Origin of the sequence: Cucumibacter marinus DSM 18995 (genome assembly GCF_000429865.1) — a bacterium.
GTDB lineage: Bacteria > Pseudomonadota > Alphaproteobacteria > Rhizobiales > Devosiaceae > Cucumibacter > Cucumibacter marinus.
This window is the reverse complement of the sequence record NZ_AUCR01000001.1, coordinates 335,103-350,075: the sequence shown is the minus strand read 5'-3', so window position 1 is coordinate 350,075 and position 14,973 is coordinate 335,103. Positions and strand designations below refer to the sequence as shown.

General features: G+C 62.8%; 17 protein-coding genes. 10 read left to right on the top strand and 7 right to left on the bottom strand.

Features of this window, described 5'->3' with window-relative positions:
• Positions 1-15 precede the first annotated feature (15 nt).
• Positions 16-975 (top strand): alpha/beta hydrolase, encoded by a 960-nt coding sequence (locus G489_RS18680; protein WP_051332199.1) that lies wholly within the window; start codon positions 16-18, stop codon positions 973-975.
• A gap of 93 nt (positions 976-1,068) precedes the next feature.
• Positions 1,069-2,322 (top strand): FAD-dependent oxidoreductase, encoded by a 1,254-nt coding sequence (locus G489_RS0101835; protein ID WP_029040081.1) that lies wholly within the window; start codon positions 1,069-1,071, stop codon positions 2,320-2,322.
• Between the two features lie 36 nt (positions 2,323-2,358).
• On the opposite strand, the gene G489_RS0101830 is transcribed toward G489_RS0101835, so the two are convergent.
• Positions 2,359-3,066, bottom strand: coding sequence for a glutathione S-transferase family protein (locus tag G489_RS0101830; RefSeq protein ID WP_035871171.1), 708 nt, complete (start codon positions 3,064-3,066; stop codon positions 2,359-2,361).
• A 1-nt stretch (position 3,067) separates the two neighbouring features.
• Positions 3,068-3,373 carry a Rieske (2Fe-2S) protein gene (locus G489_RS0101825; protein ID WP_035871168.1) on the bottom strand — a complete coding sequence of 102 codons (306 nt, stop codon included), beginning with the start codon at positions 3,371-3,373 and terminating at the stop codon, positions 3,068-3,070.
• A 101-nt stretch (positions 3,374-3,474) separates the two neighbouring features.
• Here G489_RS0101825 and G489_RS0101820 point away from each other — a divergent pair, with 101 nt between their 5' ends.
• The 4 genes from G489_RS0101820 (at position 3,475) to G489_RS0101805 (ending at position 6,666) form a co-directional block, all read left to right on the top strand.
• Positions 3,475-3,924, top strand: a complete 450-nt coding sequence (locus tag G489_RS0101820; protein WP_029040078.1) for a MarR family winged helix-turn-helix transcriptional regulator — start codon at positions 3,475-3,477, stop codon at positions 3,922-3,924.
• 28 nt (positions 3,925-3,952) lie between these two features.
• Positions 3,953-4,558 carry a nitroreductase family protein gene (locus G489_RS0101815; protein WP_051332198.1) on the top strand — a complete coding sequence of 202 codons (606 nt, stop codon included), beginning with the start codon at positions 3,953-3,955 and terminating at the stop codon, positions 4,556-4,558.
• Positions 4,559-4,817: 259 nt separating this feature from the next.
• A complete protein-coding gene (locus G489_RS0101810; RefSeq protein WP_029040076.1) occupies positions 4,818-6,032 on the top strand; it encodes a hypothetical protein in 1,215 nt (404 codons plus the stop codon).
• A gap of 91 nt (positions 6,033-6,123) precedes the next feature.
• Entirely contained in the window at positions 6,124-6,666 is a 543-nt protein-coding gene (locus G489_RS0101805) for a putative immunity protein (protein WP_035871162.1), read from the top strand.
• A gap of 7 nt (positions 6,667-6,673) precedes the next feature.
• On the opposite strand, the gene G489_RS0101800 is transcribed toward G489_RS0101805, so the two are convergent.
• The gene (locus G489_RS0101800) at positions 6,674-7,420 is read right to left on the bottom strand and encodes a glucose 1-dehydrogenase (RefSeq protein WP_029040074.1); all 747 of its coding nucleotides are present in this window, start codon (positions 7,418-7,420) and stop codon (positions 6,674-6,676) included.
• 314 nt (positions 7,421-7,734) lie between these two features.
• On the opposite strand from G489_RS0101800, the gene G489_RS0101795 reads away from it, so the two are divergent.
• Positions 7,735-8,379, top strand: coding sequence for a TetR/AcrR family transcriptional regulator (locus G489_RS0101795; RefSeq protein WP_029040073.1), 645 nt, complete (start codon positions 7,735-7,737; stop codon positions 8,377-8,379).
• A gap of 32 nt (positions 8,380-8,411) precedes the next feature.
• Positions 8,412-9,431 (top strand): ketol-acid reductoisomerase, encoded by a 1,020-nt coding sequence (ilvC, locus tag G489_RS0101790; protein ID WP_029040072.1) that lies wholly within the window; start codon positions 8,412-8,414, stop codon positions 9,429-9,431.
• A gap of 186 nt (positions 9,432-9,617) precedes the next feature.
• On the opposite strand, the gene G489_RS0101785 is transcribed toward ilvC, so the two are convergent.
• The 4 genes from G489_RS0101785 to G489_RS0101770 all read right to left on the bottom strand — a co-directional run bounded on the left by G489_RS0101785 (position 9,618) and on the right by G489_RS0101770 (position 12,520).
• Positions 9,618-10,592: an endonuclease/exonuclease/phosphatase family protein gene (locus G489_RS0101785; RefSeq protein ID WP_029040071.1), complete on the bottom strand. Its 975-nt coding sequence runs from the start codon at positions 10,590-10,592 to the stop codon at positions 9,618-9,620.
• Between the two features lie 168 nt (positions 10,593-10,760).
• A complete protein-coding gene (locus G489_RS0101780; protein WP_029040070.1) occupies positions 10,761-11,213 on the bottom strand; it encodes an SRPBCC domain-containing protein in 453 nt (150 codons plus the stop codon).
• On the bottom strand, positions 11,206-11,556 hold the full coding sequence (locus G489_RS0101775; RefSeq protein ID WP_029040069.1) for an ArsR/SmtB family transcription factor: 351 nt from the start codon (positions 11,554-11,556) through the stop codon (positions 11,206-11,208). The genes G489_RS0101780 and G489_RS0101775 overlap by 8 nt, the downstream gene beginning before the upstream one ends.
• A 109-nt stretch (positions 11,557-11,665) precedes the next feature.
• Positions 11,666-12,520, bottom strand: a complete 855-nt coding sequence (locus G489_RS0101770; RefSeq protein ID WP_029040068.1) for an NAD(P)H-binding protein — start codon at positions 12,518-12,520, stop codon at positions 11,666-11,668.
• A gap of 224 nt (positions 12,521-12,744) precedes the next feature.
• On the opposite strand from G489_RS0101770, the gene G489_RS0101765 reads away from it, so the two are divergent.
• Together G489_RS0101765 and G489_RS0101760 are read left to right on the top strand one after the other, a co-directional pair.
• Positions 12,745-13,635, top strand: a complete 891-nt coding sequence (locus tag G489_RS0101765) for a PhzF family phenazine biosynthesis protein (protein ID WP_029040067.1) — start codon at positions 12,745-12,747, stop codon at positions 13,633-13,635.
• Positions 13,636-13,679: 44 nt separating this feature from the next.
• Complete coding sequence (locus G489_RS0101760; RefSeq protein ID WP_081691341.1) at positions 13,680-14,957, top strand: cation:proton antiporter; 1,278 nt, start codon at positions 13,680-13,682, stop codon at positions 14,955-14,957.
• Positions 14,958-14,973 lie beyond the last annotated feature (16 nt).

The following is a 14,973-nucleotide window of genomic DNA, read 5'->3' as shown; positions in this document are numbered from 1 at the left end:
GAACGGGAGAACGACATGGGACTGATGAAGCGCATCGCCGCGCTGGGCGTGGCGGCGGCATTACTGGCAGGGGGAGAAATGGCGGCACTGGCGCAGCCAGGCGGGATGTCACAAGACGACGCCGCGAAAATCGAGGCCATGGGCACCGAGCTGACCATGGACGTCATCCGCGGCACCATGGCGATCTATGGCCCGAAACAGGCGCAGATGCCCACCGATGGCGTGACGGTGAAACCCGATCTCGCTTATGGCGATCACCCCCGCAATGTGCTCGATCTTTACGTTCCTGAAGCCGCCGACGATGCGCCGCCGCCGATCCTGATTTTCATGCATGGCGGTGGCTTCGTGCAGGGCGACAAGAGCGATGGCACCAATATTGGCTACTATTTCGCGCGCCACGGAGTGGTCACGGCGTCGCTGAGTTACCGTCTCGCACCCGAATTCAGATTTCCCTCGGGTTCCGAGGACTTGGCTGCGGCAATTGCCTGGTTGCGTGAACATCCCGAGGAACATGGCGGAGATATCAACAGGATTTTCCTGATGGGCCATTCGGCGGGTGCGGCCCATGTCGTCAACTATGCCGTATTCGAAGACTTGCAGCTTGAGGCCGACGGCGTTGCCGGCATGATCCTCGTGTCGGGCCCGACTTATGACAGCGCCAATCTCAATCCCTTTGTCGATCTCGCCTATTACGGCATGGATGAATCGGCCTGGCCGGCCATGTCCGCCATCGATGCGCTCGAGGGGAGAAAAATCCCCGCCCTGCTGGCCTATGCCGAATATGACATGGAATCCATCCACGCCCAGAACCGCGCCATGATCGATGCGCTGACGGACCGGGACGGACGGCTGCCACCGGTCTACACGGCGCTCGGGCACAATCACATTTCGATCACTGCCGCGATCAATACCGGAGACGAGGGGCTTTCCGGAACCATCCTCGAATTCATCGCCCTTAATCCTGCCGGACAATAACGGTTGCGTTAAGCGGAGCGGCATGCGAAGCGCCGCCTTGCAAGCCGGGCGGCATCATGCTGCTATCCCGGTCGCTGGCAGGTTGGGGCATGTATGGCGTTGAGGCTCAATATCGCCGTGGCGGGTGCGGGACCGGCAGGTCTTGCGACCGCCCTCTATCTTTTCAGGCTCGGTCACGCGGTGACAGTGTTCGAGCGGTTCGATTCACCGCAGGCCGTGGGCTCGGGACTGATCCTTCAGCCCACGGGACAGGCCGTCATGGCCGATCTGGGGCTGTTGAAGCCGCTCAGTGCGCTGGGTCAGCCCATCCATCGTCTCAAAGGGCATGACGCCGGGTCCGGCCGCACCGTGCTCGATGTGTCCTATTCGGCGCTCGGCAAGGAACAGCACGGGCTGGGCCTGCACCGGGCGGTGCTTTTTTCCGTGCTTTTGGCGTCTGTGCGCCAGGCCGGTGTGACCGTCGAGACCGGCGTGACGATTTCCGATATCGATCACTCCGACGCGCCCAAGGTCAAACTGATCGATGATGCCGGCCAGCTGCGCGGGCGTTTTGACCTCGTGGTCGATTGCCTCGGCGCGCGCACTCCGCTGCTGCGCCACGCCCGGACCCCGGCCAATCACAAGCTGCTGCCCTATGGCGCGCTATGGACCACAACGGAATGGCGCAATGTCGAGGGGTTCGACATGAACACCCTTATGCAGTGCTACGACAAGGCCAGCGTCATGATCGGCATCCTGCCGATCGGCAAGCTGCGTCAGGACGGTGTGCCGCTCTCGGCGTTCTTCTGGAGCATCCGCCACAACGAATCCGAAGGCCTCAAGATTGGGGGGCTGCCGGGGTGGAAAAAGCAGATCGAAAGCTACTGGCCCAAGGCCACGGCCCATGCGAACCAGGTGCACCGGATCGAAGACCTGGTGCCCGCCATTTATGGCCACCACACGCTCAAGGTGCCGGCCGGAAAAGGCATCGCCTTTGTCGGTGACAGTGCTCACTCGACAAGTCCGCAATTGGGGCAGGGTGCGAACATGGCTCTGCTTGACGCGGCTGCGCTCGGCGTGGCGCTGCGCTCGACCGACGACATCGATGCTGCGCTAAACAAATATGCAGCGCTGAGACGCCGCCACATCCGCATCTACCAGATGCTCTCCATGCGCCTGACCCCGTTCTACCAGTCCGACAGCACCATGATGCCGTTCCTGAGGGACAATGTGCTGGTGCATCTGATGAAGGTCGGACCGATCCAGCAGGTGCTGGCCAAGATGATTGCGGGCACGGCCTTTGTCGATCCGACCAAGGGACTGGGCATCGACAAGCGCCTGAGGGCCGAGTCGGCGCTGCGCCGATAAAGCCCGAGCCCGCAATGCGGGCCCGGACCCAGTGGCCTACGCCGCCGATATCGGCCTGTGATCGGTTGGGCCCATCAGGACCGACAGATGGGAACGGCGCTTGGCGAGAAACGCGTCGAGACGCGCGGGATAGTCGTCCGAGACCGCACCCTTGACCGAAGCGCGATTGGCAAGCGCTTGTCGCCAGGCCGCAAGCGTCGGCCTGTCCCTCAGAATGCCGAAATCGCCGATCTGGTCGAAATTGTCGAAATACCGAAAGATCGGGCCATAAACCGCATCGACCAGCGAGAAGGCTTCGCCAAAAAACCAGGGCGAGGAGGTGCGGGCCGCCAGCTCGGATTCAACGCGCGAAAACATCCCGGCAAGCGATTCTGACGCCTTCACGAATGCCTCTTCGTCCGGTGCCGAATAAAGCCGGGCAATGCCATTGAGAATGGCAGAACCAAATTCGATCCACGCGCGGTGCCGGGCCCGCTCGAGCGGGGCCGCCGGGTGGAGCGGATGCGGTTGCGTGTCTTCGAGATATTCGAGGATCACCGCCGATTCAAAGATCGGCACGGTTGTTTCACCTGGCTGTTCGACGAGCAGAACAGGTACCTTGCCCAGGGGCGAAAGGGCCGTGAACCAGTCCGGCTTGTCCGCAAGATCGATGGTTCGACGCTCGAAGGGTGTCTGCTTTTCGGCCAGCGAGATCGCGGCGCGTTGCACATAGGGGCAAAGGGCGTGCGAGATCAGCGTCAGCATCTCATTCCTCCCACACATAGAACAGGGCGTCGCCTTCGACACGGGTGGAGATGGTCATGAGCCGGCTGTTCTTTGGTGACGGACCGCTGACACGCTTGCCGCTGTCGAGAGAAAAGCGCGCGCCATGCCAGGCGCAGACCAATTCTTGATCGTCGCAGCTGAGCGGTCCCCCGAAATGCAAGCAGGTATTGGCCACGGCCCGCACCTGTTCGCCACGCCGGAATACATGCAGTTCGCGCCCGAAGAACGGGACCAGCAGGGTACCCGAGGCCGGGATATCGGCCAGCTTGCACAATTCCTGTTTCATTCGATCTCTCCATATATGCAGTTGCATCGAGAAGGCATATATGCACTTGCATGTATCGAGTCAAGCTTGATGCAACTGCATTAAAGGACTAGAAGCGGGACATGAGTGATCACACCGAACCGAGCGCGTCGGCTATCGCGGCATGGTCCCGCCTGATGCGGGTGTCGCGGCAATTGCACGAAGCGGTCGAGGGCGACCTCAAGGCGGCGGGGCTGCCACCGCTCGAATGGTATGACGTGCTGCATGAACTGGCGACAGCCGAGGAGGGGCGTTTGCGCCCCTATCAGCTTGTGGATCGCATGTTGCTGGCCCAATACAACGTCTCGCGGCTGCTTCAGCGCATGCAGGACAAGGGGCTGGTTGACCGTCTTCCCGATGATGCCGACGGGCGGGGGCACTGGGTAGCGATCACCCAATCTGGCCGGGCCATGCGCCGCGCGATGTGGGCTGTCTATGGCCCCGCGATCGCCAGGCTGGTAGATGGCCGGATGGACGAGGCGGGACAAAGACAGATCCATGCGCTGCTGACCCGGTTGGGCCAACGCGGCTGAGCCCAAATCCTGAATAAGGACGAATCCCATGACGGGCGACGCACTCGATCAAAATTCCCTGATAGCCGCGTTCAAGGCGCGCCGCACCATCCGCAAATACGCCGGGGAACCCGTGGAGCGCACCGCGCTCGATCAATTGCTGTGGGCCGCACAGGGTGTCACGGGACCAAATGGCGAGCGCACGGCACCGTCCGCGCACGCGCTCCATCCGCTGGCGGTGCGGGTCGCTGCACAAAGAGTGAGCGGGCTTGAGACCGGGCTCTATTCCTGGTCGCCAGACACGGAGGGATTGGCGCTTTTGAGATCCGGCTCGATGGCGTCCGATATCGAGGCTGCCGCCATCGGCGATCAGCCCTGGCTGGGCAGCGCGGCGGCGATTGTCTGCCTGAGTGGCGATACGGCACGCATGGACGAGGCCTTTGCCGCCCAGACCCCGGCCGGAGACCACGGTGCACGGTTCTTGGCGATGGAAGCCGGCGCCGCGACACAAAACATGCAGCTGATGGCAACATCAATCGGATTGGCAAGCGTGCCGGTCGCAGGCTTTCACGACAATACGCTAAAGACTGTGCTGGACCTGCCCGATACGGAAACGCCGCTGCTGCTGTTTGCCTTAGGGTATCCGGCCAGCTGACCAGGGACAATGGCAAAGGCCAACAGGCCGCCTCGAAAGAGCCGTTGAAATCTCAAGTCTCACGTCCGCCCGTTTGGTCCGTTCGGCCCCATGGTGTTGTGCTAAAGCCTTTTGCGCAAGTCGAAAATTCGATCTCGTCCATGGCGCGCGAACTGCGGGGATTTGCAACTTGCAATTCGCCACGGGCGGCGTAGACCGCTCAAAGCGCGGCGCAATCGCGTACGCGCCGGACAACTGGTCAAGGGCGAAAGGGAGACAGGTGGGCGACTGGGTTCTTGCACTGGTGACCTTGGGCCTTGCCACAGCGCTGCTCTGGCCGCGCCTGCAAGCCAAGGGCGAATGGCGCGCCACGGTGACACCATTGGCCTCGATCATCGGCTCGGGCTTTCTGGTCGCCGGCCCGATCCTCTCCGACATTGCCGGGCGCTGGGCCTTTGTCGCGGTCGCGGGGCTGTGCGCGCTCGGCTATCTCTACGGTCATGTGATCCGCCACAATATTCGGGTGGTCGAGCCGCTACTGGCCGGACGGCCCGCCCCGGCCATGCGCGCGATCGAATGGGCTTCCGACCTGGCGCTGGCCCTCGCCTATTTCATCTCGGTTGCCTACTACCTGAACCTGCTTGCTGCCTTCGCGCTGAGGGGCGCCGGGCTTGATGACGACCTGTGGATCAAGGCGCTGTCGACAGCCGTAATCGGTTCTCTCGGCCTGCTCGGAGCGCTGCGCGGCTTGGGTGCGCTCGAGCGGTTGGAGACTTTCTCGGTCGGGTTGAAGCTGGCAGTGATCGGCGGCCTGTGCGCAGCGTTGCTCGCAGGGCAATTGGGGGAGGTGGCCACAGGGCGGTTCGCCTGGCCGGACTTGCCGACCGCCGGCGCGCTGGAGGATGTTCGAATCTGGCTGGGACTCCTGATCCTGGTGCAGGGCTTCGAGACGTCGCGCTATCTCGGAGATGCCTATGACCGCCCGACACGCATCCGCACCATGCGCCGGGCGCAATGGATCGCGACGGCGATCTATGTGGGGTTCATCCTCTTGGCGACCCGGCACTTCACGCCCGGGCTTGTCGACCTCGGCGGTGAAACCGCCATCATCGATGCGCTGACAGGCGTCGGCTTGCTGGTGGCGCCACTGGTCATCGTTGCCGCCATTGCCTCCCAGCTTTCCGCCGCCGTGGCCGATCTCAACGGCGCGGGCGGGCTGATTGCCGAGACAAGCGGCAAACGGGTGAGTGTCGCCATCGGATACCTCGTGACTGCTGGTGCGGCCATCGCCGCCACTTGGGGCGCGGATATCTTCGAGATCATCACTTATGCCTCCAAGGCCTTCGTTCTCTATTACGGCCTGCAAAGCCTTCAGGCGCTGCTGGTCACGCTGAAGGCCGGGGGGAGGGCACATCCTTCACGCCTCGCCCTTTTTGCACTTGGCGTCATGATCGCCGTGGCGATCATCGTCTTTGCCGCGCCGGTGGAGGCATAAGCCTGGCGTGTCGGACCAATCGTTGAAGCTTGTCGGTGACGGGGATATTGTCATCCCGTCTGCCTTCGGCAGCAAATCTACCGAGACCGCTATGTCACTATCCATCCAGACGCTGTGCGAAGCCGACCGGCGGCTTGTGGCCGCTTGGGCCGCGGATTGCGCCGAGCGGGTGCTGTGGGTGTTCGAGGCCGAACAACCCGATGACAATCGCCCGCGCGAGGCCATCGAGCGATGCCGGGCCTATGCCCGCGGCGAACTCGATACCGCCGCCGAGATTCGCCGGCGTTTCGGAGGTGGAAGCGCGGCCATAGGGGCGAACCCGGCCCCAAAGGCGGCCGCCCGGGCGGCGGGACAGGCTTCGGCGGTCTGTCACATGGGTGCGCATGCACTGGGTGCCGCTGCCTATGCCTCTCGAGCAGCGGCCTTGGCCAATCCTGACAACCCGCAGGCGGGTGAGGATGAAATCCGGTGGCAACTCGGACATCTGACGGCAGCGGCCCGCACGGCACTGCAAACGCTTCCCCCGATCGGCGAGAACCGTTCCGGTCCCCTCGGGCCGGGGCTCCTGGCGTCTGGCGAAATCGGCGCGATCATCCGAAAGCTGCAGCGGGGTCTCGACGGGCGGGAGCTGTAATCGAGGCCTACAACCCGCCACCCACTCTCAGCACCGCGCCTGTCGTATAAGCCGCCTTGTCGGAGGCGAGCCAGGCAACGGCTTCGGCGATGTCCTCGGGGGTCGCGATGCGGCGCAGGGGCGCGGTGGCGGCGACCATGGCCGGACGCTCGGGGTTGCCCTCGCGCTCATGGATCTCGGTGTCGGCGGTGCCGGCCTGTACCGAGTTGACCCGGATGCCTTCGGGGCCGACTTCCTTGGAGAGGCCGACCGTCAGCGCGTCGAGCGCGGCCTTTGAGGCGGCGTAATGCACATATTCGCCCGGGCTGCCGAGGGTTGCGGCGATCGAGGAGACATTGACGATCGATCCGCCCTGACCGCCCTTTTCGCTGGACATGCGCCGGATCGCCTCCTGCATGCAATAGACGGGACCGAACAGATTGGTCGCGAAGGCGCGGGTGAGGGCGGTTTCCTCGAGATCGACGAGCCTGCCGCGCGCGCCGACGGTCCCCGCATTGTTGACCAACACCGAAGGCGCCCCGAACGCCTCGTCACAGGTGACGAACATGGCAGCGACGGCACGCCGGTCGCCGACATCGGCCTGAATCGCCTGCGCCTTGACCCCGAGCGCCCGGCATTGCGCCGCGACCGCCTCGGCCCGGTGCCGGTCGGACTGGTAGTTGACGCAGATATCGTGACCCGCCTCGGCCAGAAGCCGGCAGATCGCGGCGCCGATCCCCCTTCCGCCGCCGGTGACGATTGCAAGTTTGCCCATGAGCCATCCTTTTTTTGGGGATGATTGCTGCAAGCCCGATTCCCGGCAACTGGTTTCACGCCGGCTGTCCCGGGAAGGGTCGCTGGCGCCGAAAACCACGGCGATGATGAGAACGGCATATCCGACGCGCGGAACGCATCACGATCCGTAACATCGCCGTCTTGACAATGCCGTACCGTACGTTACGGTACGGCGCGCAATGTGAAGATGCTGCCGGATCGAGGCGGGTGAGTGGCGTTGCGGACGAATCGAATGGAGGAGGCCGGTTCGTGGCGATGAGCGCCGTGGATCGATTGGCACTTCCGGGGACAGGCATGGCCGCGACACTCGACAAGATCGACAGCCACAAGCTGACCAAGCGTCAGCGCGAGGTGCTTGACGCCGCGCTCGGGCTGCTTGTCGAGCAGGGCGACCGCCTGACCATGACCGGCGTCGCCCGCCGCGCCCATTGCTCCAAGGAAACGCTCTACAAATGGTTCGGCGACCGCTCGGGCCTGTTGGTCGCCACCGTTCAGTGGCAGGCGGCCAAGGTGAAGGCCGAGCCGGTGCCCGGCGACGTCATCGACCGCGAAACCCTCAAATCCTATATCGGCGAGTTCACCCATTCGCTTTTGACCGTGCTGGCCGGTGATGTTTCGGTTGCGCTCAACCGGTTGGCGATCAGCCATGCGGCGAGCGGTGCGGACGACCTCGGCGAGGTGGTGCTGGCCAATGGCCGCCACGCGCTGGGGCGGCGGTTGAAGCCGGTGCTCGAAGCTGGCAAGCGGGCAGGGCTGTTGCGCTTCGCCGATGCCGAGATGACCTATCAGACCCTTTTCGGTCTCACGGTGCGCGATATCCAGATCCGGCTGCTCCTGGGCGACCGGCTGGATCTCAGCCCGAAGTCCCTCAGCGAACAGGCTGCCCGCGCCGCCGAACAGTTTTTCGCCCTTTACGGGCGTGAGAAATCGGGGCTCTGAGCCCCAAACGACAAACGCCAAAGGAGGCATTTATGCGCGTCTATTACGATCGGGATGCCGATCTCAACCTCTTGAAATCCAAAAAGGTCGCCATCATCGGTTATGGCAGCCAGGGCCGCGCCCATGCGCTCAACCTGCGCGACAGCGGTGTGACCGACGTGGCCATTGGCCTGCGTCCCGGTTCCTCGACCGCCAAGAAGGTCGAGGCCGACGGCCTCAAGGTCCTCTCGGTCAAGGAAGCCGCCGAATGGGCGGACCTGATGATGATGGCCACCCCGGATGAACTCCAGGCCGACATCTACCGCGACGAGATCGCCCCGCATATCCGCGACGGCGCCGCGCTGGCCTTCGCCCACGGCCTCAATGTGCATTTCGGCCTGATCGAACCCAAGGACACGGTCGATGTGCTGATGATTGCCCCCAAGGGGCCGGGTCACACCGTGCGTGGCGAGTACGAAAAGGGCGGCGGGGTGCCATGCCTGATCGCCATTCATCACGATGCCACCGGCAATGCCCATGATCTGGGTCTCGCCTACGCCTCGGGCGTTGGCGGCGGCCGTTCGGGCATTATCGAGACCACCTTCAAGGAAGAGTGCGAAACCGATCTGTTCGGCGAGCAGGCCGTGCTGTGCGGCGGTCTGGTCGAACTCATCCGTGCCGGGTTCGAAACCCTGGTCGAAGCCGGTTACGCCCCGGAAATGGCCTATTTCGAGTGCCTGCATGAAGTGAAGCTGATCGTCGACCTGATCTATCAGGGCGGCATCGCGAACATGAACTATTCGATCTCGAACACGGCCGAATGGGGCGAATACGTCACCGGCCCGCGCATCATCACCGCGGACACCAAGGCCGAGATGAAGCGCGTTCTCGATGACATCCAGTCCGGCAAGTTCACCTCCGAGTGGATGCAGGAATACAAGGCCGGCGCCGCCCGCTTCAAAGGCATCCGCCGCAACAACGATGCCCACCAGATCGAGGAAGTCGGTGAAAAGCTTCGCGGCATGATGCCGTGGATCAAAGCCGGCGCCCTGGTGGACAAGGCCAAGAACTAGTCGACTAGGCTGAGAACTGATCGACTAGGCTGAGAACTGGTCGGCGAGATCAAGAACCGGTCTCAAACGGTTTCCCGGTTGAGATCGATAGCTTGTCAGCGGCCTGTGTGATGCCCTGTAGCACAGGCCAAAACAGGCGGGCTCCGGCCCGCCTGTTTGTGTTTGTGGGGGTATTGCCGCCTCAGATCAGAGATCAAGTTCGATCCAGGCCGGGTCGTGATCGCTCCCATCCCCGCCATGCTTTGTGCGACGGTCGATATGGGCACCGGCCAGGGTCGGGGCGAGGGCCGGGCTCAACCAGATCTGGTCGAATTGCTCATATTCGGGGAAAGCGGGCCCGGGCGGGTTGAACCGGTGGGTCCAGGTCGCGGTCTGCGGGCCCGGGCCCTGACCGGGGCTCTCCGCCTTGGGCGGACGCGTCTCGACGGCATGGTCAAGGGCATTGACGAGGTCGTTGCCTTCGATATGCAGCATCGGTGCCAGGTCGGGTGAGTCGGGCGGATCGTTCATGTCGCCCAGCACAACATACCGGGCGTCGGTCCGCTCCTCGCGGGCGATGATGTCCCGGATCATTTCGGCCTGCTGACGTCGCCGCAGATTGGCTTTCGCTGCACCCGCGACCGGATCCTCGTTGAAGGGCACGTAGTGGCTCTTCATGTGGGTATTGTAGACGGTGAACAGCTTCCGGCCCTGATCGTCGAGGATCTCGACCTGCAGCAGATCCCGCCCGAACACCCGCTTTTCGGGCGCATCCGGGTGCCGCGCGGTCTGATGCGATGTGATGGAGCCGACCGGGAGTTTCGACAGGAGCCCGACATCGATAAGCCGCGTGTCGTTGCCTTCCACCAGAACCACTTCCCGATAGGCGCCGCCCAGATAATCGTGGTTGAATTGCTTGAGGATCTCGATGTGCTCGACTTCCTGCACGGCGAGCACATCGACCTGCATCGCATCGCGGATCCGGTCGGCGATCATCTGCGTTTCGGCCGGCTCCTTCTCCTTGACCAGCCGCCCCATGAAAGAGCGCACATCCACGCCCCCGGCCTCGAAACTCAGGGTTATCCCGCCGCTCGACACGCTGGGAGATTCAGCAACCGTGCCGCGAAAATTGAACCGGGAGAAGAGGTTGTTGAGATTGAATGTGCCGATTGAGATTGTCATCGCCGCCCTCCCTGGCATTGAGCGGACAGCATATCCGGCGATCATGACAAACGGTGGTTCCGCGAATTCTCAAATTTTCTTCAAAGCTGCTTGGCGCCTGTGGCATGCGGCGTTTGCCGACGCCGCATGCACGAATCGAACTCGGCCCACATTCGATCGATCCTGGGGCTAGTCAGCGAGAGACTGGCCGAGCCGGTCGAGCAGGGAAGTGGTGCCGCTTTCCCAGAATTTCGGGCCGTCGAAGCCGTCGAGATAGGCGCCTTGCTCTGTGAACTTGAGATGGGTGCCCCCATCCTTGCTATCGGCGAGCTCGACCGTGGCCATGGTCACCGCCGCGCTGCCGCCACCGAAATCGATGGTGTAGGTGTAGACGATGCGCTCACCCTCGATGATGTCCTGATAAACCCCCTCGTAAGTGAAGGTGCCGCCGCCCGGACCAGGCATGTTCACCGTCTCGCGGCCACCGACGCGGAAATCCAGCGCGTGCCCGCCCTCGGGCGCGCCATAGGCCCATTGGCGTTTCTTCTCGGGATCGGCGAAGGCGGCAAAAACCCTGGCGCGTGGGGCGGGATAGTCGCGTTTGAGAGTGAATGTGGCGTGGACCACGCTGCGGTCAGTCATTGTCAGTGTCCTCCTGCTTGTCTTCACTGGCCAGAAAGGCGCCAAGCGCATCGAGTTGCCGCCCGACGAACTCCCGCCTGTGCTGGATCCACTTCTCCGCCTCCGACAGGGCCGAGCGATCGAGCTCGCAGGTGCGAACGCGCCCCTGCTTGCGGCTGCGCACGAGCCCTGCCTCCTCGAGCACCGCAAGGTGCTGCATGGTCGCCGGCAGAGAGATGCCGAGCGGCTCCCGCAATTCGGAGACGGTGAGAGTGGAATGGCTGAGCTGGTCGATCATGGCGCGGCGATTGCGGTCCGCAAGCGCGTGAAACACCCGATCCATCTGGCTCTGATAGTTAGTCATGCACTTAACTATTCAGATGGAAGAGGCTGCGTCAATGGTAAAGTGATCGCTTAACTGAATGTATGCCGCGCTGGCGAGATTACGGCCTCCCGCCAGCGCCGGTAGAGGGTTAAGCCAACCGCTTGACGACTTGCTTGAAATCTTCGGCCTTACGACCTGTCAGCTTTTCAAAATCGTCGCTCACGCTCTCGTATTCACCGTCGCCGGTAGCGCCGCGTATGCCGTGAAAGGCTTCGACGTAGAACGGGGGAAACCCGGCCGGGGCCAGCTTGTCCTCAAACGCTGCACTGTCGATCTCGACCGCCTCGACCGGTTTGCCCCAGATCTCGGTGAGCATGGCGGCGAGGTCTTTGGCGGAGTAGGCGGCGGGGCCGGTGATGTCGAGAACCGCATTGCCCGGATTGTCGGCCAGCAGGGCCGCGACAGCGGCGGCAGCGGCGTCGGCGCGGGTAATATAGGCGCATTTGCCGGCATGGCCGGGCAGGGCGATCCTGCCGGTTTTGCGGGCTTCCTCGATGGCGCCGGCCTGAAGGTCGGCATAATTGTTGTTGCGCAGGATTGTATAGCCCAGGCCAGCCTTCGCGAGGCAGCCCTCGGTGTCGGCGTGAATCCAGGCAAAGGTGAATTTGCTCTGGTCACTCGCATTGGCAAAGCTTGTGTAGACGATATGCGAAACCCCGGCGGCTTTTGCCGCGTCAATGGCCGCGCGCTGCTGCCGCTTGCGGGTCTCGATATCGGTAGAACCTGAAATCAGGAGCATGCGGTCATGGCCATGGAGAGCAGCAGTCATGCCCGCCGGGTCATCGAAATCGAAGGCGACGACATTGAAGCCTTTGGCCTTGTATGCGCTGAGTTTTTCCGGCGAACGGGTGCCGAGAGTGACAGTCGAGGGATCGACGCGTTCGGCCAGTCCGTCGGCGACGAGGCCGCCAAGCTGGCCGGATGCACCGGTGACAAAGATCATGGAACCCTCCTAGGGCGATCAGGTTGAATGGCCGCGAGAATAGGCACGGCCCCCACCCCTGCAAGCGACCAAATGGCTGATGCGGTTACCCCGGATAGGGCTGGTGATGCGGCTGAAATTGAGCCGTTGGATGCAACAAAGCCCCTATTGGCGACCTTGTGGCGCGCCGACTTGTTGACTTGCGCCGGGAATCTCTCAGACTGCGCGCATTGTGTGAGGGGCAAATGCGGCTGCACTACTACATTCTCGACGTTTTCACGCGGCAAAAGCTCGAGGGTAATCCGCTCGCTATCGTGCTTGATGCCGACGATATCGATTCTTTGACGATGCAGCGCATCGCGACCGAGTTCAATCTCAGCGAAACCGTCTTCCTGATGCGCCCGCGCCATGCCCGGCACCTGACCTCCATGCGCATCTTCACCAAGACCCGCGAACTCCCCTTTGCCGGCCATCCAACGGTTGGGGCGGCGGTGCTGCTGGGTCTTCGGCATCGTTCGACCGCGGTCCGGATCGAAGAAGAGATCGGGGTCATCACCGCCATCACCGAGAAATTCTCAGAGACCTCGGGCAATGCGCGCTTCACGCTGCCCCAACTGCCCGTCGAGGCAGGCCCGGCGCCAGACGCAGACGCGTTGTCCAGCGTGCTCGGCCTGAAACCAGATGAGATCGGGTTTGAGAGCCACCCCCCGAGCAGGTTTTCTGCCGGAGTGCCCTTTACGCTGATCCCCGTGGCCAACGCGGCCGCGCTGCGGTCCATTAAAGTCGAACGCCGTGGCTGGCAGGATGTGTTCGGGGACAAGGAGTCGAGTGTCTATGTCTATACCCAGACGCCCGAAGAGAAGGATTGCGATCTCGCCGCGCGCATGTTTTCGCCGATGATGGGGATAGACGAAGACCCGGCGACCGGGTCCGCGGCGGCTGCGCTGGCCGGCGCCATAGCCGCCTTTTCCAATCTAGGTGAGGGGCAGCACGCCTTCACCCTGCGCCAGGGTGTCGAGATGAACCGGCCCTCGCGTATCCGTCTGCAATTCAAGATCGAGGAAGGCCGGTTGAACCACGCCGCCATTGGAGGCGACGCGGTGATCATCGGGGAAGGCAACCTCGATCTGCCCTGATCACCAGGACGTGCCGCAACGGTACGCCAAACAAGGTTCGCCTTATGTTGTCCCTGCTTGAAATCACCGCACTTCTGCTCGGCCTTTCCGGCCTGTTCGGCTGGGTGAACCATCGCTACTTTCACCTGCCACACACCATCGGGCTGGTCATCATCGCCTTGCTGGCCTCCTTTGTGGTCATCGCGATCGACGCCATCGATCCCAGCAGTCCGGTCCGCGAAGTCACAACCTCGGCGCTCAACAGCATCGACTTCGACAAGACGCTCATGGATGGCATGCTTTCGTTCCTGCTGTTTGCTGGCGCCCTGCATGTCGACTTCTCGCAGCTTGCATCGCAACGCCTGGTCATCGGCATCATGGCGACCGTGGGCGTGGTCTTTTCGACCTTCGTGATCGGTATCGTGACATGGGCGGCCTTCGCTTTTTTCGGGGTCGATCTGCCGTTCATCTGGGCGCTGGTCTTCGGGGCGCTGATTTCGCCGACCGACCCGGTCGCGGTTCTCGGCATCCTCAAGACGGTGAAGGTGCCCGCCTCACTCGAAGCGCAGATCGGCGGCGAGTCCCTGTTCAATGACGGGGTTGGCGTCGTGGTCTTCACCATCATCCTGACCATTGCGCTGGGCACCGGAGCCCATGGCCCGGCTGAACCGGTGACGGCGCTGACCATCCTCCAACTGTTTGTTGTAGAGGCCGGCGGAGGCGCGTTATTGGGGATCGTCGGGGGCTATATCGCCTATCGGCTGATGCGGGTTATCGACGCCCACATGATCGAAGTGCTGCTGACCCTGGCACTGGTGACAGCGATCTACGCGATTGCTCTCAGGCTGCATCTGAGCGGGCCGATCGCCGTGGTGATCGCGGGGTTGTTCATCGGTAATCACGGTGCACGCTTCGCCATGAGCGATCAGACCCGGACGCATGTGTTCCAGTTCTGGGAGCTGATCGACGAGATCCTCAACTCGGTGCTGTTCCTGTTGATCGGTCTCGAAGTGCTGGTCGTCGTTCTCGAGCCAAACCTGATCGGGCTGGCGCTCTTGAGCATCCCGGTGGTGCTGCTGGCACGCTTTTCGGCCGTGTTTATCACCATCAAGTTCCTCTCGATCCGGGCAAACTTTCTACCTGGTGTGATCCGCATCCTCACCTGGGGCGGCCTGCGGGGCGGAATTTCCGTGGCGCTCGCCCTCAGCCTGCCCGAAGGGCCTTACAAGCAGCCGATCCTCTTGATCACCTATGCTGTCGTCGTGTTCTCGATTATCGTGCAAGGGCTGACGATCCGGCCGGTGATCGCTCGGGTGCTTCCCGAAGAACGCCAGAACGTCTAGCGACAAACGGGGGAAC

Excerpts from the sequence above, each read along its gene's own strand:
- G489_RS18680 (WP_051332199.1), top strand. The coding sequence starts at position 16 with ATGGGACTGATGAAGCGCATCGCCGCGCTGGGCGTGGCGGCGGCATTA.
- G489_RS0101835 (WP_029040081.1), top strand. The coding sequence starts at position 1,069 with ATGGCGTTGAGGCTCAATATCGCCGTGGCGGGTGCGGGACCGGCAGGT.
- G489_RS0101830 (WP_035871171.1), bottom strand. The coding sequence starts at position 3,066 with ATGCTGACGCTGATCTCGCACGCCCTTTGCCCCTATGTGCAACGCGCC.
- G489_RS0101825 (WP_035871168.1), bottom strand. The coding sequence starts at position 3,373 with ATGAAACAGGAATTGTGCAAGCTGGCCGATATCCCGGCCTCGGGTACC.
- G489_RS0101820 (WP_029040078.1), top strand. The coding sequence starts at position 3,475 with ATGAGTGATCACACCGAACCGAGCGCGTCGGCTATCGCGGCATGGTCC.
- G489_RS0101815 (WP_051332198.1), top strand. The coding sequence starts at position 3,953 with ATGACGGGCGACGCACTCGATCAAAATTCCCTGATAGCCGCGTTCAAG.
- G489_RS0101805 (WP_035871162.1), top strand. The coding sequence starts at position 6,124 with ATGTCACTATCCATCCAGACGCTGTGCGAAGCCGACCGGCGGCTTGTG.
- G489_RS0101800 (WP_029040074.1), bottom strand. The coding sequence starts at position 7,420 with ATGGGCAAACTTGCAATCGTCACCGGCGGCGGAAGGGGGATCGGCGCC.
- G489_RS0101795 (WP_029040073.1), top strand. The coding sequence starts at position 7,735 with ATGGCCGCGACACTCGACAAGATCGACAGCCACAAGCTGACCAAGCGT.
- ilvC (WP_029040072.1), top strand. The coding sequence starts at position 8,412 with ATGCGCGTCTATTACGATCGGGATGCCGATCTCAACCTCTTGAAATCC.
- G489_RS0101785 (WP_029040071.1), bottom strand. The coding sequence starts at position 10,592 with ATGACAATCTCAATCGGCACATTCAATCTCAACAACCTCTTCTCCCGG.
- G489_RS0101780 (WP_029040070.1), bottom strand. The coding sequence starts at position 11,213 with ATGACTGACCGCAGCGTGGTCCACGCCACATTCACTCTCAAACGCGAC.
- G489_RS0101775 (WP_029040069.1), bottom strand. The coding sequence starts at position 11,556 with ATGACTAACTATCAGAGCCAGATGGATCGGGTGTTTCACGCGCTTGCG.
- G489_RS0101770 (WP_029040068.1), bottom strand. The coding sequence starts at position 12,520 with ATGATCTTTGTCACCGGTGCATCCGGCCAGCTTGGCGGCCTCGTCGCC.
- G489_RS0101765 (WP_029040067.1), top strand. The coding sequence starts at position 12,745 with ATGCGGCTGCACTACTACATTCTCGACGTTTTCACGCGGCAAAAGCTC.
- G489_RS0101760 (WP_081691341.1), top strand. The coding sequence starts at position 13,680 with ATGTTGTCCCTGCTTGAAATCACCGCACTTCTGCTCGGCCTTTCCGGC.